Genomic DNA, 22,826 nt, shown 5'->3' with positions numbered 1-22,826 from the left:
ACATTCATAATTTTACGGCAGTAAATTGTAATAATAAGGGCGTGCCACCCTCTAAGAAAAGGCCTCATCAACGTTGCGTTCATGAGGCCTTTTCTTAGAGGGTGTCGTGCTATCCGCGCTACTTCGGTAGCTTGCTCCTATCACTCACGCAAAACCGTGGCACAAAAACATCTTTTGCTTTTAAAAGTTCTTTTACCGTTTAATAACCTCTGAAAAACAAGTGCCCTAGCCCTGATGGGAGGGAAAATCCTTTTGCTTTTTTCTTTCAAAAAGCAAAAGATTTGGAAAGAACAGCAGGAAATAGCTCCTGATTTCTATACTTTTATAACAAAGCACATTTTTTATTATGGAAGCTTGTGAAATGTAAATTGTAAAATAAGTTGCTCATTTATTGTAGCATAAAAAAAATCCAAATTTCAAATGTAACATTTGAAATTTGGATTTTTTTGTATTAAATGTGTTGCATTTTATCTACTCCACTCCGTAATACTATCTTTGTTCATTTTTACATAATCCTGATTATTAGCTACTTCAGCCGCTGCAAGCGAAACTTTTGCAGTTTCTATTGCCCCCGCTTTATCACCTTGTTTGGCCTGAATTAGAGATTTTAGGCGGGTAACATAAAAAGGTTTTTCAGTACTCAATTCTAAAGCTTTGTCGATATAAGTTCTAGCTTCAGTAATGCTTCCGTTTGTTTGAAATAAGTACTGAGAAGCAGCAAAATAATCGCTCCAAGAAGGACCGCCTAATGTTTTCTGAATACTGCTTGTAGCTGTTTTTGCGGTAGGAACCTCAAATTTTAAAGCAACATGAGAATTTTCCCAAGCCATTTCGAGGTATGCAAAATTAGGATCCAGACCATTAATTCCGATCGTAAATGTCTCTACTGGAGTTGGTAAAGCGTCTTCTTTTACAGTAGTTTTAAGCGCTACGTTTGCCTCATTCCAATTTTCTGGTAGTCCCCAATTGTCTGTGGCTGTGTAAAAAATTATTTCCCAGCTCTCGATTTTAGGAATCGTATAAAGTGAATATTTACCTTTTTTTAGCGTTTTTCCATCAATTACGACGTCATCACTAAAAGAAATAATCGTATTTTCGTTGGCACCCGTTCTCCAAAGTTTTCCAAACGGAACCAAATTTCCAAACACAGCTCTGCCTCTTGATCCTGGTCTTGAATATACCACTTCAACATCTGTTAGGCCAACAGTTTGTTTTACAATAGCTTTAGGACTCGCTTGCGGAGTTTTTATTTGTGCTTCTGTAGCAAAAGGAGCCAAAACAATGGCCAATGCGATAAGTAATTTCTTCATTCTCTTAGTTTATTTAGTTTTCTTCAAATTTACAAATTCCATTAAGTAACAAATGTTAAATTTTATATAATTCAGAAGTGTAATTGTGCTATTTTTTGAGCATTCAATTCGCTAAAATCATTAATAATAAGGTCGGCAGTTGATAAATCCTGCATTTTTGAATGAGTGCTGTTGTAACCTACACAAAAGATACCTGCTGCATTGGCTGCTTTTACTCCGTTTGTACTGTCTTCTATAATAATACAATTCGCTTTTGGAGCCACAGACAGCGAGGCTGCATGCAGGAAAATAGCAGGATCGGGTTTTGATTGCGGAAAATCTTCACCACTTACAATAGCGGTAAAATATTGATGCAAATTAAATCTTGTAAAAACGCGGTCAATAGTAACTTTTGATGCCGATGAGGCCAAAATCAATTGAATTCCGCTTTGATACAAATCTTTTATAAGATTTTCTACGCCTTCCAATAAAAATAAATCTTCTTTTGTATCAAAAGCATCATTAAATATGCTTCTTTTTCTCTGAATCAAATCTTCAACTTCGTGCTCAATTTCCGGAAAATGAGTTTTTAAGGTTTGAAAAGTATTGCGAGTAGAAAATCCTGTAAACGAAGTATACATTTCTTCGGTTACGTCAATATTCAACTCCGAAAACTGTTGGTAATACGCATAACGGTGCACAGGTTCTGTGTCTACAATCACGCCATCCATATCAAAAATTACTGTTTTTATCATTTTTTTTTTAGGTGCTAAGGTTCTTAGTTACTAAGATTATACGTTTTTTGTTTCAGGTTTCAAGTGCTTTGTACCAAAACCTGAAACTTTAGACTTCAAACATTACTCGTTTTTAAGTAAATGTCTGATCACGGTTTCGGCTGCATGCAGACCAAATAATCCGGGCATATAGCTGTTTGTTCCGTAGAAGGATTTTTTAAAATTTTTCCCGTCTGTTAATTTTAAACTTTTTGTATCCTGAATTTCAGACGAAAAAACTACTTTTAATTTATTGATTTTAAACTCTTTCAATCGTCTTCGGATTGTCTTAGAAAAATAGCAATTTATTGTTTTAGAAATGTCGGTGACTTTTACTTTTGAGGCTAACATTTTTCCGCCTGCGCCCATGCTGCTTAATATTTTGACTCTCTTGCGTTTTGCAGCGATGATTAGATTTAATTTTGGAGTGATACTGTCAATACAATCTAAAACATAATCAAAATCAGGCGAAACGATCTCAAAAGCACGTTCTGGCGAAAGAAATTCCTGCACACGAGTAAGCTTTAGTTCTGGGTTGATATCCATCAGGCGATCGCCGACAATCTTTATTTTAGGTGCTCCAACTGTCGAATGCAAAGCGGGTAATTGCCTGTTGATGTTGGTAATATCTACTACATCACCATCCACAATGGTCATGCTTCCTACTCCTGCTCTTGCCAGAAATTCGGCTGCAAACGATCCTACTCCTCCCAAACCAACTACCAAAACATTAGCGTTTTGTAGTTTTTCTAATCCCTCTTTTGTAAATAAAAGTTCGGCTCTTTCCGTCCATTCTGCCATATATTTTTTTATTTTTGTTTATTTTTTAGTTTCAAGTTTTCTCTGTTTCAAGTTTAAAGGTATCCGCTTGACTATTTTATCTCTCAAATACTTTTCTAAAATTACTTGCAATAATATCTTTCAATTCTCTGATTGTAATGTTTTTATATTCTGATGCTAACTCATAAACCTGCTCAATACTTTCATCGATAGTATCGGTTTCAAGAAAAAATCTGTCAATGGGAACTTTCTGAAAAACTGTTTTTAAATCTGGATTACGAAGCAAATATTTTCCAAAAGAAATATAAAAACCCTCTTTAATCAGTTGTTGTGCTACTTGATTGTTTTTAGAAAAACCATGTACAATCATCGGTACAGAAATTTTCATCTTTTTCTTGATGGCTATTACTTCCTGAAAAGCCGCTACACAGTGTATTACAACAGGTTTTTGATATTTTTCGGCCAAAGCCAACTGTTTTTCAAAAACTTTCATTTGTTGTTCCAGCGGAATTTCGATTCGCTTATCTATGCCGCATTCGCCAACTGCCAAACAATTTTCAGTTTGCAATTTTTCTTCTATAATTTTCAGGTCTTCATCGATTCTGTTTTCAACTATATACCAAGGATGAATCCCAATTGAATAAAACGGAATTGTACTATCAAATTCGTGAGGATATTGATTGACCAACTCCAAAATAAGAAGTTGATTGGTAAAGCGATGAGTATGAAAATTAAAAAAATCCATTAATGAAATGCTTTAACTCCTGCTCTTATGGCTACTTTTAAATCATTTTCTAAGGGTACAATCGGACAAGAATACTTATGATTATAAGCACAATACGGATTATAAGCCTGATTGAAATCTATTGCAATTATATCTCCTTTTGGAATTTTTAAATCGATATATCTTCCGCCAATGTAACTTTCTTTTCCAGAAGTGACATCCGAAAAAGGTAAAAATAAATGATCTTTGTATTCCTCCTGTTTAGAAAGTTCTATATTTCTATACACATTCAGTCGCAATGCTACTCCATCAATGGTAAAAAAAACGGTTCCGTATTTTATATATTTTGGTGTTCTTTTTCCCGTAGTTTTCATTTCAAAAACTTTCTCGTTGTTTGCTTTTACAAATTTTGCATCAACAAAATAGTTTTTATTGATCGGGAAAAATTCTAAAGTTTTAAAGGTTTTTAAATCCTCCTCCATCAACGGACTTGTTTTAGCATCAGCAAATTCTGCATTAATGGTGCTCTGGAATTTTTCAACTTCAGTTTTACTAAAATTTGCCTGAGCAAAGCCAAAGTTCCATATCAGGATTACAACAAAAGAAAATAAGTTTTTCATCTTCAAAAATTTATGCAAAAATAGTTTAAAAGTAACAAAGCAGCAACCGATCTACGTTACAAAGTTTTCTAACTTTGCGGCAAATAACATTTTTATAATGATCAAAACTGCTTTTAACCACTACATTAATAATTTTAGAGGATTTACAAGAGAAATCTGGATCCTTACTGTTGTCACTTTTATTAATCGTGCCGGAACGATGGTACTGCCTTTTTTGTCCAAATATCTAAAAGAAGAGCTTCATTTTGATTACGTTCAAATTGGCTGGATTTTGGTTGCTTTTGGTTTAGGATCAATGTTAGGATCTTGGTTAGGCGGCAAGTTATCTGACAAAATAGGTTTCTATAAAGTAATGATTTTCAGTCTTTTTACCAGCGGAATTTCGTTGTTTTTTGTGCAATATATAACTACATTTTGGGCGCTTTGCAGCGCTATGTTTGTACTAATGACCATTGCAGACATGTTTCGTCCCGCTATGTTTGTCTCTTTGGGAGCTTATGCCAAGCCCGAAAACAGAACACGAGCGCTTAGCTTAGTGCGTCTCGCAGTAAATTTAGGATTTGCTGCGGGTCCCGCATTAGGTGGTTTGATTATTATGGGGATCGGGTATTCGGGTCTTTTTTGGGTTGATGGTGCTTCGTGCATTATTTCTATTTTAATTTTTGCTTTGTTGGTTAAAGAGAAGAAAAAAGTAATTCAGAATGATCAATCACAGTATTCTATTGAGACAAAATCAGTTTTTCATGACAAAATATTTTGGGTTTTCTTGTTTGTGAGTTTTGTTACTGCCATGATTTTCTTTCAGCTTTTTACAACATTACCTTTATATCATGACGAAAAATTTGGTTTAACCGAATTTCAAACAGGTCTTTTAATGACACTCAACGGACTAATAATCTTTGCTTTAGAAATGCCCACCGTTGGTTTCCTCGATAGAAAAGGAATTCCAAAAATCAAAATTATTATCTGGGGTTCTTTTATAATGGCCATTAGTTTTTACATCTTACTACTTAATGTTTGGGTCGGAATATTGGTTATCAGTATGATTTTTATTTCGATTGGTGAAATCTTGGCTTTTCCTTTTTCGAATGCTTTTGCGTTAAGTCGTGCAACAAAAGGTCAGGAAGGTCGATATATGGCCTTATATACGATGAGTTTTAGCTTGGCGCACATTGTCAGCTCTAAAGTTGGGTTTGAAATCATCGATCGAATGGGCTACCAAACCAACTGGTTTTTTATGGCTTCTATTGGTATTATCGCAACAGCTTGCTGCTTCTGGATAAAAAAAGCCTTGATTGATGAAAAATTATAAAAAATAGTCCACTTATAATTAAGTACTTGATTTTCATTTTATTAAATATAAATTAGAAGTATTTTTAATGCCTAATACTTTTCTTTCAACTTCTTTTTTAGTTAAATAACTATTTTTATAGTTGTGTAACTAAAAAAATAGTTTATCTTTGAATTAAAATTAAAAAAATGCAAAAGTTAACTAACAAAGAAGAGGAAATCATGCACATTTTATGGAAGCTAAAAAAAGCTTTTGTAAAAGAGGTTCAAGCAGAGATTACTGAGGATCAGCCACATTATAACACACTCTCTACTATTGTTCGCAATCTGGAGGAAAAGGGATATGTGAGTCACCATGCGTTTGGCAACACACACCAATACTACCCGATTGTAAGCATCGAAGAATACAGAAAAAGGTTTATGAGCAATGCCATTGATAATTATTTTGGCAGCTCTTATAAAAGTATGGTTTCGTTTTTTGCGAAAGAAGAAAAAATTTCTGCTGCAGAATTACGCGAAATCCTGGCCATGATCGAAAGTCCAAAAGAAGAAAAATAATTACTATGGAAGCACTTTTCATTTTTATCGCAAAGTCTAGTGGGTTGCTAATGCTGTTCTATTTTGCCTATTATTTTTTATTGCGAAAAGACACTTTTTTCAACAGTAACAGATGGTTTTTACTTTCAGGTTTAATTAGCTCGATAGTATTGCCACTCATCGTATACACCAAAATTGTTTGGGTAGACCCCACGCCTGTTGCATCTTTTTCCCAGTTCACCAATTATCCGCTGATGAATGCTTCGCAGTCTGTTGCTATTGAAAGTTTTACAATCAATTGGGATTATGTAATGTTTGCCGTTTACGTGATTGGTTTTATCGCTTTTTTAATCAAATTTGGAATTGATTTTTACAGTCTAAATTTAGTTTTAAAAGGAAAAAAAGTGCAACAACAAGCTGATTTTAAATTTGTTGATATCAATGAAAATATTGCCCCTTTCTCTTATTTTGATTACATCGTGTACAACTCATCAATGTACAGCGCATCAGAATTAGAAAATATTGTTGAACATGAAAAAGTACACAGCGAGCAAAATCATACTATAGATGTTTTGATTTCGAGAGTATTTTGTGTGTTATTTTGGTTCAATCCAATAATGTGGCTCTACAAAAAAGCCATTTTGCAAAATTTAGAATTTATCGCAGATAGTGAAGCTGCAAAAAAAATATCAGACAAAAAAGCGTATCAATACACGCTTTTAAAAATAACAACACATGAAAGCTGTGTTGCCATTACCAATCATTTTTATCAATCATTAATCAAAAAACGAATTGTCATGTTAAACAAAAATCAATCAAAAAAATGGAACTATCTGAAGTTCTATGCCATTATTCCGGCACTTGTGGCCTTTGTGTTAATTTTTCAAATTGAAACTATAGCGCAGGAGAAAAAAGAAATCAAAGAAGTTTCTGAAAAGAAACAAGAAATTGATATTTACAAAATTAAAAAGTCAACAACCGATCAGGAATTAAAAGAAATCACCGAAAAATTAAAACAAAATCATAATGTTGAAGTTTTAATTTCTGAGGTAAAAAGAAATGCTGATAATGAATTGACAGCAATAAAAGTTGATATTGAGCAAGGTACTGGAGAGGCTCAAACGATTCAAATAGAAGGAAACAATCCTATAAAAAGCTGCGGAATCATTGTTACAACAGATAACGGAAGAAAAAAAATAAATGTAGTCACCGACGGTGCAATTGATAAACCCATTGTGATCGAGAATCGCACATTTGAAACTAAAGTTACACAAAGTAATGATGTTGCTGGACTGGCACCAACACCTCCTACGCCACCCACTCCTCCTGTTTTTCCAACGGGTCCGATGCCAACTCCTCCAGCTCCCGATTTGTCTGGTCTGCCAAAACCACCAACACCTCCTGTCAATCATAACGATAAGGCAGCGATGAAAAAATTTGAGAAAGAAATGGCGGATTTCGAGAAAAAAATGGAAGCTTTTGAGCCTGATATGTCTGCTTACGAAAAAGAAGTTGATGAAATCATGGAAAAACGCTCTGCTATTTTTGACAAAGAAATGGAGAAATATGAAATTGCCATGGAAAATTTTAATTCTGATATGGAGAAATACAATCAATATATGGAACAGCAATATGGTGGCAACTCTCAGCAATATCGCACTGATATGAAACAGTATGATGTAAATATGAAGCAGCATGCGCAGGAAATGAAACAACATGCGATAGAAATGAAACAGTATGAAAAAGAGATGAAGCAGCGTGAAAAAGAAATGAAGCAACAGGAAAAAGAGATGAAGAATAGGGAGAAAAAAAGTAAACAATCCTAATTTATATTCCACAATAAAAAGAAAACCAGTGTATCAAAAACACTGGTTTTTTTTTGGGTTAAAAGCATTTTTTAAGAATGTTGCTGCCTGAAAATAATTCTACTGACCACAAAAAAGTAATATCCAAATGTTTCAAAAAAAGAGAGGCTGTCAAAAAATAGCCTCTCTTTTTTAAAAAATATTTTCATGCCTATCCTTTATTAAAAATAAGAAGGAAACGCCTTTTTGTAACTCGTAATTTAAAAGTTATGCAATTCTGTTATTCATAATTTCTTCTACAATTTCAGGGTTTAATAAAGTAGAAGTATCACCAAAATTAGAAAAATCTCCTTCGGCTATTTTACGTAAAATTCTACGCATGATTTTTCCTGAACGGGTCTTTGGCAGACCAGATACAAACTGAATTTTATCTAATTTTGCGATAGGTCCAATGTGATCAGAAATGTATTGATTGATTTCTTTCATCAGGTTTTCTTTATTACGAACTTCCCCTGTTTCTTTCAGAATTACATATCCGTACAAGGCATTTCCTTTGATGTCATGCGGAAAACCAACAATCGCAGATTCTGCAACAGCCTGGTGCTCATTGATCGCATCTTCTATTGGCGCAGTCCCTAAATTATGACCTGATACAATCACGACATCATCCACTCTACCCGTTATTCTGTAGTAACCCACTTCATCTCTCAATGCTCCGTCGCCAGTAAAATATTTACCAGGAAAAGAAGAGAAATACGTGTCTTTATAACGTTGGTGATCTCCCCAAATGGTTCTTGCAATTCCCGGCCACGGAAATTTAATACACAAACTTCCTACTACTTGATTGCCTTCAATTTCATTACGTTTTTCATCCATCAAAACTGGCTGAATTCCGGGTAATGGCAGTGTGGCATAAGTAGGTTTTGTCGGGGTTACAAATGCAATTGGCGAAATCATTATACCACCTGTTTCTGTCTGCCACCAAGTATCTACCACAGGACATCTTTTATCTCCAACGTGATCATTAAACCAATGCCAAGCTTCTTCATTGATAGGTTCACCTACCGAGCCAATAACTTTTAGTGATTTTAGAGGGTATTTTTGAATATAATCTAAACTTTCTTTTGCTAATGAACGAATAGCTGTTGGCGCCGTGTAAAATTGTGTTATTTTGTGTTTTTCTATAATTTCCCAAAAACGACTAAAGTCAGGATATGAAGGTACTCCTTCAAAAATTACAGTAGTTCCTCCGTTTAATAATGGCCCGTACACAATGTATGAATGACCGGTAATCCAGCCAATATCAGCAGTACACCAGAAAATATCATTTTCTTCGTAGCTAAATACATTTTTAAAAGTATAAGCAGTATACACCATATATCCTGCTGTCGTATGTACCATTCCTTTTGGCTTACCAGTTGAACCAGAGGTGTATAAAATAAATAACGGATCTTCTGCATCCATTATTTCTGCAACGCTGTTATCCAAAGCTGCATCCAACAAAGGCTGCAACCATAAATCACGTCCTTCTTTCATTTTAACATCTGTATTCGTTCTTTTGACAACCAAAACTTTAGTTACCGAAGGACTACTTTCTAAAGCTTCATCGATGATTCCTTTTAAGTCGATGGTTTTATTTCCTCTGTAACCTCCGTCAGAAGTAATTACCATGCTACAATCGCAATCGTTAATTCTAGCCGAAACAGCAGAGGCTGAAAATCCTGCAAAAACCACAGAATGTATGGCGCCAATTCGGGCACATGCCAAAACAGCAACTGCCAATTCTGGAATCATAGGCAAATAAATGCAAACTCGATCTCCTTTTCGAACGCCTTGCTCGCGCAAAACATTCGCCATTTTAGAAACTCTTTCGTAAAGTTCGTTGTACGTTATATGCAGTGCACTTTCTGAGGGATTATTCGGTTCAAAGATAATTGCCGTTTTCTCTCCTCTTTTGCTTAAATGTCTGTCAATACAATTTTTGGTAATATTAACTTTGGCTTCTGTAAACCATTTTACTTCGGCATCAGCCATATTAAAATCCACCACTTTGTCCCACTGCTGGTACCAAGTGAAGTTTTCTTCCGCTATTTTTCCCCAAAATTTTCTTGGTTCTCTAATTGATTTATTGTAATGCTTAAAATATTGTTCTAAATTTTCAATTTTATAATAACTCATAGCTTGTGGAATTTTTTTTTTATAAATGTATTAAATATCGACGTATTCTAAAAACTATTTAATTTATAAATTTTATGAAAAAAAAACACATAATAAAAAAAACACCTTTTTTTTATGTATTTAATATAAAAAAACACTTTTTTAAACAAAGAATACTTTCTGCATAAAAGGCATGGTAAAAAATACCATGCCTTTTCCCTAAAACAATTTCAATAACAATTAATCTTGTAATTAACAATTACCAACTTTGTACTATTGTAAAAATAGTAGCAACTTTAATTAATTAAAACAGAAATTTCAACAAGTACGCTCATCAACTAAACGTACCCCAATCCTTGAGATTACCGCAACTTAACTACAATTGTTATGAGGTTAAGCAAATGTAATATGCATCTATATCTGTATTATTTAAAAATAAGTGCTTACTAATTCAAAATATTATATTTAAATCTAAGATACAGTACAAATCCCATCACATTTTGATGTGTGGTAATTCCCAATTTTATTATCCAATTTTTTTCATTGCGGTCATAGACGCTCTCAACCATTCTCCCACTTCTTCGATAGGATGTTGGCGAATTTCTTTATTTACGGCAATTAAAACAGCATTGTCTACTCCGTTTGAAGTTGAAAATGGTTTTCCAATTACATTTGTATCAATTTTTTTCATGAATTCAGTCAATAGAGGCTTACAAGCATGATCAAATAAATAACAACCATATTCGGCTGTATCCGAAATTACACGGTTCATTTCAAATAATTTTTTTCTTGCTATTGTATTGGCAATCAAAGGCAATTCGTGCAAAGACTCATAGTATGCTGATTCTTCAATAATTCCAGCTTCTGTCATAGTTTCAAATGCCAACTCAACACCAGCTTTGACCATTGCAATCATCAAAACGCCATTATCAAAATATTCCTGCTCTGGAATTGGAGCCTCTTGCGGAGCTGTTTTCTCAAAGTTAGTTTCTCCTGTTGCCGCTCTCCATTTTAATAAATTTACATCATCATTGGCCCAGTCAATCATCATTGTTCTGGAGAACTCCCCAGAAATAATATCATCCTGATGCTTCTGGAATAACGGACGCATAATATCTTTTAATTCGTCTGCCAATTCATACGCTTCAATTTTTGCAGGATTAGAAAGACGGTCCATCATATTGGTGATACCACCATGTTTCAAAGCTTCTGTGATGGTTTCCCATCCATATTGGATGAATTTTGAAGCATAAGCAGGTGCAATTCCTTTCTCTACCATTTTATCAAAACACAAAATAGAACCCGTCTGCAACAATCCGCAAAGAATTGTTTGCTCACCCATTAAATCTGATTTTACTTCAGCCACAAATGATGATTTCAAAACTCCTGCTTTATGACCGCCTGTTGCTACAGCGTACGCTTTTGCCTGATCTAAGCCAAAGCCATTTGGATCATTTTCCGGGTGAACCGCAATAAGTGTTGGTACACCAAAACCTCTTTTATATTCCTCGCGCACCTCAGAACCTGGGCATTTAGGCGCACACATGATAACCGTAATATCTTTACGAATTTGCATTCCTTCCTCTACAATATTAAATCCGTGAGAATAGGCTAATGTAGAACCGTTTTTCATTAATGGCATAATAGCAGTAACTACCGCGGTATGTTGTTTGTCTGGCGTTAAGTTACAAACCAAGTGAGCAGTCGGAATCAATTCTTCATAAGTACCTACTTTAAAACCGTTTTCGGAAGCATTTTTATAAGAAGGTCTTTTTTCTGCAATTGCATCAGCGCGCAACGCATACGAAATGTCTAAACCTGAATCTCTCATGTTTAAACCTTGATTCAAACCTTGTGCACCACAACCAACAATAACAACTTTTTTTCCTGCTAATGCCGAAATTCCGTCTGCAAATTCAGATTGCTCCATAAATTCGCAAACGCCTAATTGTTCTAATTGTAATCTAAGTGGTAATGTGTTGAAATAATTTGCCATTTTTTTTAAAAATATTTAATGAATGTGTAATTTAATGATTTGATTAACCGTTGATTAAAATTGTATTATTTGAATGATTCCAATAATGTTGATATCTCCATTTTTTCTTTAGAAACTGATATTCTTCCCGAACGTACAAATTGCATGATGCCAAATGGTTTAAATTTTTCATATAATTCTTCAATTTCGGAACGTCTTCCTGATTTTGAAATCACAAAGAAATCACGAGAAACCGTTACAATTGTCGATTGGCTATCTTTGATGATATTCTGAATTTGTTTTTCATCAAATAATAAATTGGAAGCAATTTTGAACAATGCATTTTCTAAAAAAATGGTTTCTTCATCTGTATGATAAAAAGCTTTTATCACTTCAATTTGCTTTTCAATCTGGCCTACAATATTCTGAACCCATTTTTCGGTTGTGCTAACTACAATGATAAACCGAGAAACATTCTCGATTTCTGACTCTGAAACGTTTAGACTCAATATATTAATGTGTCGCTTTAAGAATATTCCAGATATCCTGTTCAACAATCCAACGTTATTTTCTGAATATACCGATATGGTAAATGTTTTATCTTCCATCTTTTTTTAGTTTATTTTTGTTTCAGGTTTCAAGTCCCCATCTTAACTTGAAACTTTCAACCTGAAACTTGAAACTTTTTTTCTCTAGCTCAATCTAATATCAGAAACACTGGCTCCAGTAGGAATCATTGGAAATACATTGTTCTCTTTTTCGACCATTACTTCTAAGAAATAAGAATCTTTTGAAGCCATCATTTCTGCTACAGCAGCATCTAAATCCTCACGTTTGGTGACTTTTTTTGCTTTAATATAATAGCCTTCAGCAATGGCTACAAAATTGGGATTGATCATGTTGGTGGAAGCATATCTGTTGTCAAAAAACAATTCCTGCCACTGACGTACCATTCCTAAGAATTCATTATTTAAAATGACAATTTTAACTGGAATTTTGGTTTGAAAAATAGTACCTAATTCCTGAATCGTCATCTGAAAACCTCCATCACCGATAATAGCGACTACTTCACGATCCGGTCTTCCCATTTTAGCTCCAATTGCAGCAGGCAACGCAAATCCCATAGTTCCTAAACCTCCGGAAGTAATATTACTTTTGGTCGAATTGAATTTTGCATAACGACAAGCGAACATTTGATGCTGGCCCACATCCGAAACCATAATGGCATCACCTTTTGAATGTTTATTGATCATTTCGATAGTTTCTCCCATCGAAATACCTTTATCATTTGTCGGATTCAATTCTTCTTTTATTACCGATTCAAACTCAATTTTTTGTTTTTCTTTGAACTCGTTGTGCCAAGATTCATGCGATTTCTGCTCAATTAGAGGCAATAAGGCCGTCAAAGCTTCTTTTACATCACCTAAAACTGCTACTTCGGTTTTTACATTTTTATCAATTTCTGACGGATCTATTTCAAAATGAATCACTTTTGCCTGTTTGGCATAAGTCTTCAAATCTCCCGTTACACGATCATCAAAACGCATTCCGAAAGCTATTAAAACATCACATTCGTTGGTTAATAAATTAGGTCCGTAATTTCCGTGCATTCCCAACATTCCAACATTTAAAGGATGATCCGTTGGCAAAGCCGAAAGTCCAAGAATCGTCCAGGCGGCAGGAATTCCTGATTTTTCAACCAAAGCTTTAAATTCAGCTTCGGCTTGGCCTAAAATAATTCCTTGACCAAAAACGATAAAGGGTTTTTTAGCAGTATTAATTAATTCTGCGGCCGCAGCCACTTGATCTAATTTTAATTTAGGAACCGGAACATAACTTCTGATCGAAGTACATTTTTCGTAACTAAATTCAAGTTCATCAAATTGAGCATTTTTAGTAATATCAATCAATACAGGACCTGGACGGCCGGAACGGGCAATATAAAATGCTTTTGCAATGATTTCAGGAATCTCAGAAGCCTCTGTAACCTGATAATTCCATTTGGTAACCGGGGTTGAAATTCCGATAATATCAGTTTCCTGAAAAGCATCAGAACCCAATAAATGTTTTCCCACCTGCCCCGTGATACAGACCATCGGAGTCGAATCTATTTGTGCATCTGCAATTCCTGTAACTAAATTTGTAGCACCTGGACCAGAGGTAGCAATTGCGATCCCAACTTTTCCTGTAGCTCTCGCATATCCTTGGGCAGCGTGTGTTGCACCTTGTTCGTGACGTACTAAAACATGATGTAATTGATCTTGAAATTTATATAATTCGTCATAAACCGGCATTATAGCTCCTCCCGGATAACCATAAACCAAGTCTACTCCTTCTGCCAGCAAACATCTAATAACGGCTTCGGCGCCTGATATTTTTATCTTTCCCATTTGGTAATTTTATTGTTTAGAATTTGAAAAAATACATTTCAAATTCGTTTTTGTCGATTATTTATCGGTTACACAACCGGTAGAAGCGCTAGAAACAGACCTTGCATATTTAAGCAAAACTCCTTTTGTCGCCTTCAAAGCGGGCTGAACCCAGTTAGCTTTTCTTTCAGCAAATTCTTCATCGGATATTTTAAGGTCGATGGTGTTTTTTACGGCATCAATAGCAATTAAATCGCCTTCTTCTACAAGTGCAATACCGCCTCCATCATACGCTTCAGGTGTTATGTGACCTACCACAAAACCATGTGAACCTCCGGAAAACCTACCATCTGTAATCAGAGCAACGCTACTTCCTAGTCCTGCTCCTATAATGGCAGAAGTCGGTTTTAGCATTTCGGGCATTCCAGGACCACCTTTTGGTCCACAATTCCTGATGACGACGACATCACCCGGTTTTACTTTTCCGGCCTGAATACCGGGAATAACATCAAATTCACCTTCAAAAATTACAGCCGGCCCTTCAAAATATTCTCCTTCTTTTCCGCTAATTTTAGCTACAGCACCTTCAGAAGCAAGGTTACCGTATAAAATCTGAATATTTCCGGTTGGTTTTAAGGCCTTCTGAATTTCATGAATTACTTGCTGACCATCCTGTAAATCTGGAATTCCAGATAAATTTTCGGCTACTGTTTTTCCTGTTACAGTCAAACAATCTCCATGAATCAAACCTTCTTTTAGCAAATATTTCATCACGGCAGGAACTCCTCCAACAGCGTGAATATCTTCCATCATGTATTTACCACTAGGTTTTAAGTCGGCAAGAACAGGTGTTTTATCACTAATTCTTTGAAAATCATCAATTGTAATATCCACATCTACAGCATGAGCCATTGCTATAAGATGCATGACAGCATTGGTAGAACCTCCTAAAACCGCCACCAAAGTGATTGCGTTTTCAAAGGCTTTGCGTGTCATGATATCTTTTGGTTTTATATCTTTTTCTAATAATATTCTGATCGCTTTTCCTGCATCAAGGCATTCTTGCTTTTTTTCGTCACTCAAAGCAGGGTTTGAAGAACTATATGGTAAACTCATTCCCAACGCTTCAATCGCAGAAGACATAGTATTGGCTGTGTACATTCCGCCACAGGCACCTGCTCCTGGGCAAGCATTTTGTATTACCCCTTTAAAATCTTCTGGTGAAATTTCGTTTTTAAATTTTTTTCCCAAAGCTTCAAAAGCAGAAACAATATTTAACGATTCTCCTTTCCATGTTCCTGAATGAATAGATCCTCCGTAAACCATTATAGCGGGTCTGTTTACTCTTCCCATTGCCATCAAAGCTCCTGGCATATTTTTATCGCAACCCGGAATAGCAATCAAGCTATCATACCATTGTGCGCCCATAACAGTCTCAATAGAATCGGCAATAACATCGCGGGAAACCAATGAAAAACGCATTCCATCTGTACCGTTTGAAATCCCATCACTCACTCCAATAGTATTAAAAATAAGTCCGACTAAATCTGCATCCCATACCCCTTTTTTAACATCTTTTGCCAAATCGTTCAAATGCATGTTGCAGGTATTTCCCTCGTAACCCATGCTGACAATGCCTACTTGTGCTTTTTTCAAATCTTCTTCAGTTAAACCAATACCATACAACATCGCTTGCGCTGCAGGTTGTGTTTGATCTTGAGTGATGGTTTTGCTGTACTTATTTAATTCCATTATGTTAAATTGTATTTTAATTTTTATTCAAAAAAAAACCTCCCAATATCTGGAAGGTTTATAATATATTTTTTCAATTATATTTATAACATTCCCGATGCAGATGTGTGAATCACATTGACAACAAAGACAGTAGTAATAATAATTGAGATTTGCATTATTTGTTTTTTTTAGCTCTGTAAAAGTATAAAAACTATAAGGACTAAAAAAATAAATTCTCAACTTTTTAAATACTTTTTGTTGTTTATTTTATAATTTTAATAAAAATTTTAAACTATTGTTGATTGACCAATATGAACATTATCATTATTAAAATACAACAAATCGTCTTTACTAAAAATAAAGTTTGAAACAAACTCTCCTACTTCATTAGTCCCAAATTTTGAATCGGGTTTTAAATCTGTGGTTACCACTTGAAATTCTATTGCTTTTTCAACCGCTTGATAGACCACATTGGCCTCTTTAAACAAACCAAAATGTTCCAGCAACATGGCCGCAGATAAAATAGAAGCAATAGGATTGGCAATATTTTTTCCTTTAGCCTGCGGATATGATCCGTGAATGGGTTCAAAAAGAGCATTTTTTTCGCCCAATGAAGCCGAAGCCAAAAGTCCTATAGAGCCTGTAATCACACTTGCTTCATCTGATAAAATATCTCCAAAAAGATTCTCTGTCAAAATCACGTCAAACTGTTTTGGATTCAGAATGATTTGCATTGCGGCATTATCAACAAACAAAAAATCCAGAAGTACATCCGGATACTCTTCGCCTATTTTCTGCACCACTTTTCTCCATAATCTCGAGGTTTCCAAAACATTCGCTTTGTCTACCATTGTTAACTTTTTACGTCGGTTTTGTGCCGATTTAAAAGCTAAATGTGTAATTCTGGTAATTTCCTCCTCTGAATATTCACATAAATCCGAAGCGTATGTTCCTTCATCATTGATGGTTTTGGCTCCAAAATAAGCGCCTCCTGTCAGTTCTCTGAAAATAGTAAAATCAGCTCCTTCTATTATTTCTCTCTTTAACGGAGAAGCGTCAATTAAGGCTTTATAAGGTTTTATTGGTCGAATATTCGCAAACAAACCTAATTCTTTTCGCAATTTTAATAATCCTTGCTCTGGACGAACTTTTGCATTTGGATTATTATCATATTTTGGATCCCCAATAGCCCCAAATAAAACGGCGTCTGTATTCAAACAAAGATTTAGCGTTTGTTCCGGCAATGGATTTCCTGTCTTGTCAATGGCGATTGCGCCCATGAGCGCTTCTTCAAAAACAAATTCATGATTGTAAACCTCGCCAATCGCATACAATGTTTTTTTGGCTTGTAAAATGACCTCTGGGCCTATTCCGTCTCCTGGTAACACAGCTATTTTCAAATTCATAACGTCTCGTTCTTTATGTATTTAAATCTTTATTTTTCTCTTTCTTCTATTCTCTTTTTCAACTAGCTTCTTATTAAATCGCTTTCAATTTTTGAAGCTTCTATAATTTGATGAATATCAGCATCTAATACCTCTTTTTTGATATCTGCAAATTTCAAAAACTCAGTGTATACAATATCCAATTGTACTTTTGTAAGCTCGTAACCTACTTTTTTAGCACGGTAAGCCAACGCTGCTCTACCACTTCTTGCTGTTAGAATAATCGAAGATTCGTTTACACCAACATCCAGCGGATCCATAATTTCATAAGTAGCTCTGTTTTTGATCACCCCGTCCTGATGAATTCCGGAACTGTGTGCGAACGCATTTGCGCCAACAATAGCTTTGTTGGGCTGTACAATCATTCCCATACTTTCAGAAACCAAACGGCTCATTTCGTTTAATTCTCTGGTATTGATATTGGTGTCTAAATTTAAGTAGGGATGTTGTTTGAAAATCATTACAACTTCTTCAAGTGCCGTATTTCCTGCTCTTTCTCCAATACCATTTATCGTACATTCTATTTGTCTTGCTCCGTTTATAGCTCCTGCGATCGAGTTAGCGGTTGCCATTCCTAAATCATTGTGACAGTGACATGAAAGGATTACGTTTTCGATTCCTTTTACGTTTTCTTTCAAGTATTTAATTTTTGCTCCGTATTCTTCCGGCAAGCAATATCCTGTTGTATCTGGAATATTGAGTACAGTTGCGCCAGATTTAATTACTTCTTCGCAAACTTTTGCCAGGAAAGCATTATCTGTTCTTCCTGCATCTTCGGCATAAAATTCTACGTCTTCAACGTAGGATTTTGCGTGAGATACTGCAAATTTTGCTCTTGCAATAATATCTTCTCTTGTGGTATTTAATTTATGAAGGATGTGAGATTCTGAAGTTCCGATCCCTGTATGGATTCTGGGTCTTTTAGCATGCTTTAATGCAGCTGCAGCAACATCAATGTCATTTTTTACGGCTCTTGTAAGTCCGCAGACGGTTGCATTTTCTACAATTTTACAAATCTCAGAGACCGATAAAAAATCGCCCGGGCTTGACACCGGAAAACCTGCTTCGATTACGTCAACTCCCATTTTATCAAGTCGTTCTGCGATAACTAATTTTTGCTTAGTATCTAACTTACATCCTGGAACTTGTTCACCATCGCGCAAAGTGGTGTCAAAAATTTGAACTTTCTCTCTATTCATATTCATTTATTTAATGTAATTTCACATCTTGATAACAAATATATATTGTAGTTCTCCAGTACAAAATTCATTTTAACGAAATTATACTGTTCATAAAACAATTTATAACCAATTAAACAACTGAAAATCAATAATTTATATTATTATATTTTACAATGGCTAACCATCAAAAAGATTTCTTATTTGTACTGATTAAATCTCTTTCAAAGTCGGAAAAAAGGCAGTTTAAAATTTTTGCGAGCCGACTCGAAACCAGTTCTAATACGAAATTTATTGAATTATTTAACATTTTAGATAAATCTGAAACCTACGATGAGAAGCTCATTCTAAAGAGTGGTATTATCAAAAAAGTACAGCTATCTAACTTAAAATCATATTTGTATAAGCAAATTTTGGTCAGCATACGATTGAATATTCCCAGCCAAAATATTCGTTATCAACTCCGTGAACAAATCGATTTTGCGGTTATTTTGTACAATAAAGGTTTGTACAAACAGAGTTTGAAAATTCTGGACAAGACGAAAATTATTGCACTTGAAAATGACGAAAAATTAATGGCTTACGAAATTGTAGAATTCGAAAAACTAATCGAATCACAATACATCACCAGAAGTATTCAGGGGCGTGCAGATGAATTGGTTGTTCAGGCCAAAGAATTGAATTACAGAAATACAATCTCAAGTAAATTATCGAATTTATCGCTTCAATTGTACGGAATCATGCTCAAAACGGGTTACGTAAAAAGTGATGAAGAGTACAAATACATCGACGATTATTTTAATAAACATATTGCCAAATTAGACGAAACTAAATTTGGTTTTCGTGAAAAATATTGGTTTTATAATGCCAACTTATGGCGCAGTTTCTTGGTTCAGGACTTTTTAGCGAGTTATAAATATGCTTATAAATGGGTTACTTTATTTTATGATAACCCAAATATGATCTATCAGAATCCAGTATTTTTTCTAAAAGGGAATCATTACTTTCTGGAATCGCTTTATATGCTTAAGTATACGTCTAATTTTAAGAAATACTTATCGCTTTTAGAACAAACTATTACTGATGATAAATTTCCTGCAAATGATAACATTGCATCGCTATCATTTTTATATATCTATAATAATAAGCTGAATCTTCATATTTTGGAAGGAACTTTTGCCGAAAGTGAATATCTGATTCCTGAAATTTTAGATAAGATAAAATTACACAGCGAACATCTTGACGAACATCACGAAATGTTATTTTTCTATAAAATTGCCTCTATTTATTTTGGAAATGAAAAGTATACAGAATGTATTTATTATTTAGATAAAATCATTAATAATAAGAACTTAACGATGCGAGAAGATTTAATGTGCTTTGCAAGACTTTTGTCGTTAATTGCGCATTATGAGTTGGGGAAAGATTATTACCTAGAAAATCATCTTAAAAACACGTATAAATTCTTATTGAAAATGAACGACTTGCACGAAGTTCAAAAAGAAATTATCAAGTTTTTAAAAAATCTGAATAATTTTTATCCTGCTGATATTAAAAAAGAATTCAAAAAAATGCATGTTCGTTTTGTAGAACTTGAAAAGAATACTTACGAAAAAAGAGCTTTTTTATATCTGGATATTATTTCCTGGCTTGAAAGCAAAATCGAAAATCGAAAAATAGCCGATATCATTAAGGAAAAGGCAAAATTGAATAGTCGATAGGGTTTAAAATCCAATATTTTAAAATCCAAATTCTAATAAAAATGGGGGAAAGATTAAAATCGTTGACACCGTTTTTTGTCATTACCGAATGGAAAATTTTAAAAAAAAACGTGCATAAAATTGCAAATCTTTGTCGAGCCACTTGCGAAGATTTCTCCTTTGTCGAAATGACAAATTTTAACTAAACAACAAACCCGACAGACTTTAAAAATCTATCGGGTTTGTTGTATCAATTATAATTGGCTTATTCCACAATATTAGCACTAGTTACATAAAAATTCTTATCAACTTCTAAAATTCGATTTTCGTTTGTTACTTTCTCTGATTTCCAGCTTGTAGTAGGTTTCAACCAAGTCTCAACACCATTTACAGTCACTTTTACAGGCATATCAAAGTTGGGTACACAGTTTGTCCAATGGTAACCCAATTGTCCGTCTTTAAAAATATATTCTAAAACCGGAATTTGAGTTGTTGTCAAATATTGCGCAAATACCCTATTAAAGTTAATTCCAGATTGCGTATTGATGTAATCCTGAATTTGCTTAGAAGTAACCGTTTGGTGGTAAAAGGTACTGTTTAAACCCCTTAAAATCGATTTCCATTTGTCATCATCATTAATAATTTGACGAATCGTATGCAACATATTGGCTCCTTTTGGATACATATCACCAGAACCTTCGTTGTTGACATCGTAGTGGCCTATAATGGGTTTATCGTTTTGAATCCCTCTTCTACAACCTATTACATACTCTGCCCCTGCTTCTTTACCATAATAATATTCTACAAAAAGGCTCTCCGAATAATTGGTAAAACTCTCGTGAATCCACATATCTGCAATGTCTTTGTACGTAATATTGTTTGCAAACCATTCGTGTCCTGACTCATGGATGATGATAAAATCAAATTTTAATCCCCAACCTGTTCCGCTTAAATCACGACCCAAATAACCGTTTTTGTACCCATTGCCATACGTCACGCTACTTTGATGTTCCATCCCTAAATAAGGCGCTTCGACCAATTTGTAACTGTCTTCATAAAAAGGATACGGACCAAACCAGTTTTCAAATGCTTTTAACATTCTTGGCGCATCTTTAAATTGTTCTTTAGCGATAGCCAAATTATCTCTCAAAACATAATAATTACAATCTAAGTCTCCTTTTTCTCCTTTGTATTTCTCAGAAAAATTAACATAATCGCCAATATTAATATTTACTCCGTAGTTATTTATTGGGTTTGAAACATACCAATTGAATGTCTTTGTGCCATCTTTTTCTTTTTTAACGCTTTGCAATCTTCCGTTTGAAACATCGGTTAAATCTCCCGGAACATTCACGCTAATGAGCATATTTTCTACTTCATCATACATGTGATCTTTGTTCGGCCACCAAACGCTCGCACCCAATCCCTGACAGGAAGACGCAATAAAATCTTTTCCGTTTTTGTCTTTTTTCCATGTAATTCCTCCGTCCCAAGGTGGTTTTATCGCTTCTTTGGGTTTTCCTCCAAACGAAATAACAATTTCTTTGTTTGCACCTATTTTTTGAGCCGCGGTCAATTCGATAAAAAAGACATTTCCTTCTCTTTCAAATTTCAATTCTTTTCCGTCCTGCATTACTTTATAAATCTGCATAGGTTCCTGCAAATCGATCTGCATTTTTTTGTAATCACTTAAAACTGTATAACGTATCGTGTTGGAACCTTTGATTGTTTTGTCTGCTGGATTTACTTTTATATCCAAATGATAGTATTTTAAGTCCCACCAAGCTCTTTCTTTTGTGATGCTTCCGCGCAAGGTATCCTGATGTGTAAAAACGGTTTCAGACTTGTTAAGAAGTCCTTGTGCATTGGCTGAAGAACCAACCAGAAAGGCGAAAAAAACGCCACCAAAATATTTTTTCATTTTTAGAAATTTGGGATAAATAAAGTTACAGATGCGAAATTAATCCATAACAAAAGTAAACATTACGATTAAGTTTTTAGTGTTTTAACGATAGCTATTCTAAAAAAGTAGTTTTAAAATTGATTACTATTCTCTTTTTTAACTTTTAAGAACATTCTAAAATTGATGAAATTCGTTTAAGAATAGTTTTCTTTCACTTTCGTGAAAACTGAATGTATTGGTACTAGAAATTAAAAAGTTTTTATACTGATTTTATTCTCGCTTTTTTCTAATGAAGGAAGAATCCTTGTAAGAAGCTAACAAAAACTTTTTTAATATTGGGTGAATTTCAGACGGCGATTCTTCCTTCGTCAGAATGACAAGATGGGTTTATCTACTCTGTAATCATTTAGCTTACAACCTATTTTAATATTTTAAATCTAGCATTAAAGTTCTTTATTTACTACAAAATTGCCTCTGAAACCTAAAGTCCTAGCCCTGATGGAAACGGCATCCTTTTGTGCTGGGGTTCAGTACAAAAGATACAGTG

The 22,826-nt window shown here is 34.5% G+C and carries 17 protein-coding genes; 4 read left to right on the top strand and 13 right to left on the bottom strand.

What is annotated here, in order from left to right:
• Positions 1 to 467 precede the first annotated feature (467 nt).
• The 5 genes from LNP22_RS13710 to LNP22_RS13690 all read right to left on the bottom strand — a co-directional run bounded on the left by LNP22_RS13710 (position 468) and on the right by LNP22_RS13690 (position 4,186).
• The gene (locus LNP22_RS13710) at positions 468 to 1,310 is read right to left on the bottom strand and encodes a DUF2911 domain-containing protein (RefSeq protein WP_229973958.1); all 843 of its coding nucleotides are present in this window, start codon (positions 1,308 to 1,310) and stop codon (positions 468 to 470) included.
• A gap of 71 nt (positions 1,311 to 1,381) precedes the next feature.
• On the bottom strand, positions 1,382 to 2,044 hold the full coding sequence (locus tag LNP22_RS13705; RefSeq protein ID WP_229973957.1) for an HAD family hydrolase: 663 nt from the start codon (positions 2,042 to 2,044) through the stop codon (positions 1,382 to 1,384).
• Between the two features lie 102 nt (positions 2,045 to 2,146).
• Positions 2,147 to 2,863, bottom strand: coding sequence for a tRNA threonylcarbamoyladenosine dehydratase (locus LNP22_RS13700; RefSeq protein WP_229973956.1), 717 nt, complete (start codon positions 2,861 to 2,863; stop codon positions 2,147 to 2,149).
• Between the two features lie 76 nt (positions 2,864 to 2,939).
• Positions 2,940 to 3,587, bottom strand: coding sequence for a TatD family hydrolase (locus tag LNP22_RS13695; RefSeq protein ID WP_229973955.1), 648 nt, complete (start codon positions 3,585 to 3,587; stop codon positions 2,940 to 2,942).
• The gene (locus LNP22_RS13690; protein WP_229973954.1) at positions 3,587 to 4,186 is read right to left on the bottom strand and encodes a DUF1684 domain-containing protein; all 600 of its coding nucleotides are present in this window, start codon (positions 4,184 to 4,186) and stop codon (positions 3,587 to 3,589) included. The genes LNP22_RS13695 and LNP22_RS13690 overlap by 1 nt, the downstream gene beginning before the upstream one ends.
• 97 nt (positions 4,187 to 4,283) lie before the next feature.
• On the opposite strand from LNP22_RS13690, the gene LNP22_RS13685 reads away from it, so the two are divergent.
• The 3 genes from LNP22_RS13685 (at position 4,284) to LNP22_RS13675 (ending at position 7,839) form a co-directional block, all read left to right on the top strand.
• A complete protein-coding gene (locus LNP22_RS13685; protein ID WP_229973953.1) occupies positions 4,284 to 5,498 on the top strand; it encodes an MDR family MFS transporter in 1,215 nt (404 codons plus the stop codon).
• A gap of 167 nt (positions 5,499 to 5,665) precedes the next feature.
• Complete coding sequence (locus LNP22_RS13680) at positions 5,666 to 6,034, top strand: BlaI/MecI/CopY family transcriptional regulator (protein WP_229973952.1); 369 nt, start codon at positions 5,666 to 5,668, stop codon at positions 6,032 to 6,034.
• 5 nt (positions 6,035 to 6,039) lie between these two features.
• Positions 6,040 to 7,839 carry a M56 family metallopeptidase gene (locus tag LNP22_RS13675; RefSeq protein ID WP_229973951.1) on the top strand — a complete coding sequence of 600 codons (1,800 nt, stop codon included), beginning with the start codon at positions 6,040 to 6,042 and terminating at the stop codon, positions 7,837 to 7,839.
• 246 nt (positions 7,840 to 8,085) lie between these two features.
• Here LNP22_RS13675 and acs read toward each other — a convergent pair whose 3' ends face one another.
• From acs to LNP22_RS13640, 7 genes are all read right to left on the bottom strand, one after another.
• Positions 8,086 to 9,996: an acetate--CoA ligase gene (gene acs, locus LNP22_RS13670; RefSeq protein WP_229973950.1), complete on the bottom strand. Its 1,911-nt coding sequence runs from the start codon at positions 9,994 to 9,996 to the stop codon at positions 8,086 to 8,088.
• A 505-nt stretch (positions 9,997 to 10,501) separates the two neighbouring features.
• Positions 10,502 to 11,971 (bottom strand): ketol-acid reductoisomerase, encoded by a 1,470-nt coding sequence (gene ilvC, locus LNP22_RS13665; RefSeq protein WP_229973949.1) that lies wholly within the window; start codon positions 11,969 to 11,971, stop codon positions 10,502 to 10,504.
• A gap of 65 nt (positions 11,972 to 12,036) precedes the next feature.
• Positions 12,037 to 12,558, bottom strand: coding sequence for an acetolactate synthase small subunit (ilvN, locus tag LNP22_RS13660; protein WP_229973948.1), 522 nt, complete (start codon positions 12,556 to 12,558; stop codon positions 12,037 to 12,039).
• A gap of 84 nt (positions 12,559 to 12,642) precedes the next feature.
• Entirely contained in the window at positions 12,643 to 14,340 is a 1,698-nt protein-coding gene (ilvB, locus tag LNP22_RS13655; RefSeq protein WP_229973947.1) for a biosynthetic-type acetolactate synthase large subunit, read from the bottom strand.
• Between the two features lie 57 nt (positions 14,341 to 14,397).
• A complete protein-coding gene (ilvD, locus tag LNP22_RS13650) occupies positions 14,398 to 16,071 on the bottom strand; it encodes a dihydroxy-acid dehydratase (RefSeq protein ID WP_229973946.1) in 1,674 nt (557 codons plus the stop codon).
• A gap of 269 nt (positions 16,072 to 16,340) precedes the next feature.
• On the bottom strand, positions 16,341 to 17,459 hold the full coding sequence (gene leuB / locus LNP22_RS13645; protein ID WP_229973945.1) for a 3-isopropylmalate dehydrogenase: 1,119 nt from the start codon (positions 17,457 to 17,459) through the stop codon (positions 16,341 to 16,343).
• A 62-nt stretch (positions 17,460 to 17,521) separates the two neighbouring features.
• Positions 17,522 to 18,697: a 2-isopropylmalate synthase gene (locus LNP22_RS13640; protein ID WP_229973944.1), complete on the bottom strand. Its 1,176-nt coding sequence runs from the start codon at positions 18,695 to 18,697 to the stop codon at positions 17,522 to 17,524.
• 155 nt (positions 18,698 to 18,852) lie between these two features.
• On the opposite strand from LNP22_RS13640, the gene LNP22_RS13635 reads away from it, so the two are divergent.
• On the top strand, positions 18,853 to 20,397 hold the full coding sequence (locus tag LNP22_RS13635; RefSeq protein ID WP_229973943.1) for a hypothetical protein: 1,545 nt from the start codon (positions 18,853 to 18,855) through the stop codon (positions 20,395 to 20,397).
• Positions 20,398 to 20,641: 244 nt separating this feature from the next.
• Here the strand turns inward: LNP22_RS13635 and LNP22_RS13630 are convergent, their stop codons facing one another.
• The gene (locus LNP22_RS13630) at positions 20,642 to 22,297 is read right to left on the bottom strand and encodes a M1 family metallopeptidase (protein WP_229973942.1); all 1,656 of its coding nucleotides are present in this window, start codon (positions 22,295 to 22,297) and stop codon (positions 20,642 to 20,644) included.
• Between the last annotated feature and the right edge of the window lie 529 nt (positions 22,298 to 22,826).

The organism is Flavobacterium flavipigmentatum, assembly GCF_020911905.1.
Lineage (GTDB): Bacteria > Bacteroidota > Bacteroidia > Flavobacteriales > Flavobacteriaceae > Flavobacterium > Flavobacterium flavipigmentatum.
The sequence above is the reverse complement of the archived record's forward strand: the minus strand, read 5'-3'. Positions and strand labels throughout refer to the sequence as shown.

What these genes read in the sequence shown, in the direction of transcription:
- ilvB (WP_229973947.1), bottom strand. Translation starts at nt 14,340, where the DNA reads ATGGGAAAGATAAAAATATCAGGCGCCGAAGCCGTTATTAGATGTTTG.
- LNP22_RS13685 (WP_229973953.1), top strand. Translation starts at nt 4,284, where the DNA reads ATGATCAAAACTGCTTTTAACCACTACATTAATAATTTTAGAGGATTT.
- LNP22_RS13695 (WP_229973955.1), bottom strand. Translation starts at nt 3,587, where the DNA reads ATGGATTTTTTTAATTTTCATACTCATCGCTTTACCAATCAACTTCTT.
- LNP22_RS13635 (WP_229973943.1), top strand. Translation starts at nt 18,853, where the DNA reads ATGGCTAACCATCAAAAAGATTTCTTATTTGTACTGATTAAATCTCTT.
- ilvN (WP_229973948.1), bottom strand. Translation starts at nt 12,558, where the DNA reads ATGGAAGATAAAACATTTACCATATCGGTATATTCAGAAAATAACGTT.
- LNP22_RS13705 (WP_229973957.1), bottom strand. Translation starts at nt 2,044, where the DNA reads ATGATAAAAACAGTAATTTTTGATATGGATGGCGTGATTGTAGACACA.
- LNP22_RS13640 (WP_229973944.1), bottom strand. Translation starts at nt 18,697, where the DNA reads ATGAATAGAGAGAAAGTTCAAATTTTTGACACCACTTTGCGCGATGGT.
- ilvD (WP_229973946.1), bottom strand. Translation starts at nt 16,071, where the DNA reads ATGGAATTAAATAAGTACAGCAAAACCATCACTCAAGATCAAACACAA.
- LNP22_RS13680 (WP_229973952.1), top strand. Translation starts at nt 5,666, where the DNA reads ATGCAAAAGTTAACTAACAAAGAAGAGGAAATCATGCACATTTTATGG.
- LNP22_RS13690 (WP_229973954.1), bottom strand. Translation starts at nt 4,186, where the DNA reads ATGAAAAACTTATTTTCTTTTGTTGTAATCCTGATATGGAACTTTGGC.
- leuB (WP_229973945.1), bottom strand. Translation starts at nt 17,459, where the DNA reads ATGAATTTGAAAATAGCTGTGTTACCAGGAGACGGAATAGGCCCAGAG.
- LNP22_RS13710 (WP_229973958.1), bottom strand. Translation starts at nt 1,310, where the DNA reads ATGAAGAAATTACTTATCGCATTGGCCATTGTTTTGGCTCCTTTTGCT.
- ilvC (WP_229973949.1), bottom strand. Translation starts at nt 11,971, where the DNA reads ATGGCAAATTATTTCAACACATTACCACTTAGATTACAATTAGAACAA.
- LNP22_RS13630 (WP_229973942.1), bottom strand. Translation starts at nt 22,297, where the DNA reads ATGAAAAAATATTTTGGTGGCGTTTTTTTCGCCTTTCTGGTTGGTTCT.
- LNP22_RS13675 (WP_229973951.1), top strand. Translation starts at nt 6,040, where the DNA reads ATGGAAGCACTTTTCATTTTTATCGCAAAGTCTAGTGGGTTGCTAATG.
- acs (WP_229973950.1), bottom strand. Translation starts at nt 9,996, where the DNA reads ATGAGTTATTATAAAATTGAAAATTTAGAACAATATTTTAAGCATTAC.
- LNP22_RS13700 (WP_229973956.1), bottom strand. Translation starts at nt 2,863, where the DNA reads ATGGCAGAATGGACGGAAAGAGCCGAACTTTTATTTACAAAAGAGGGA.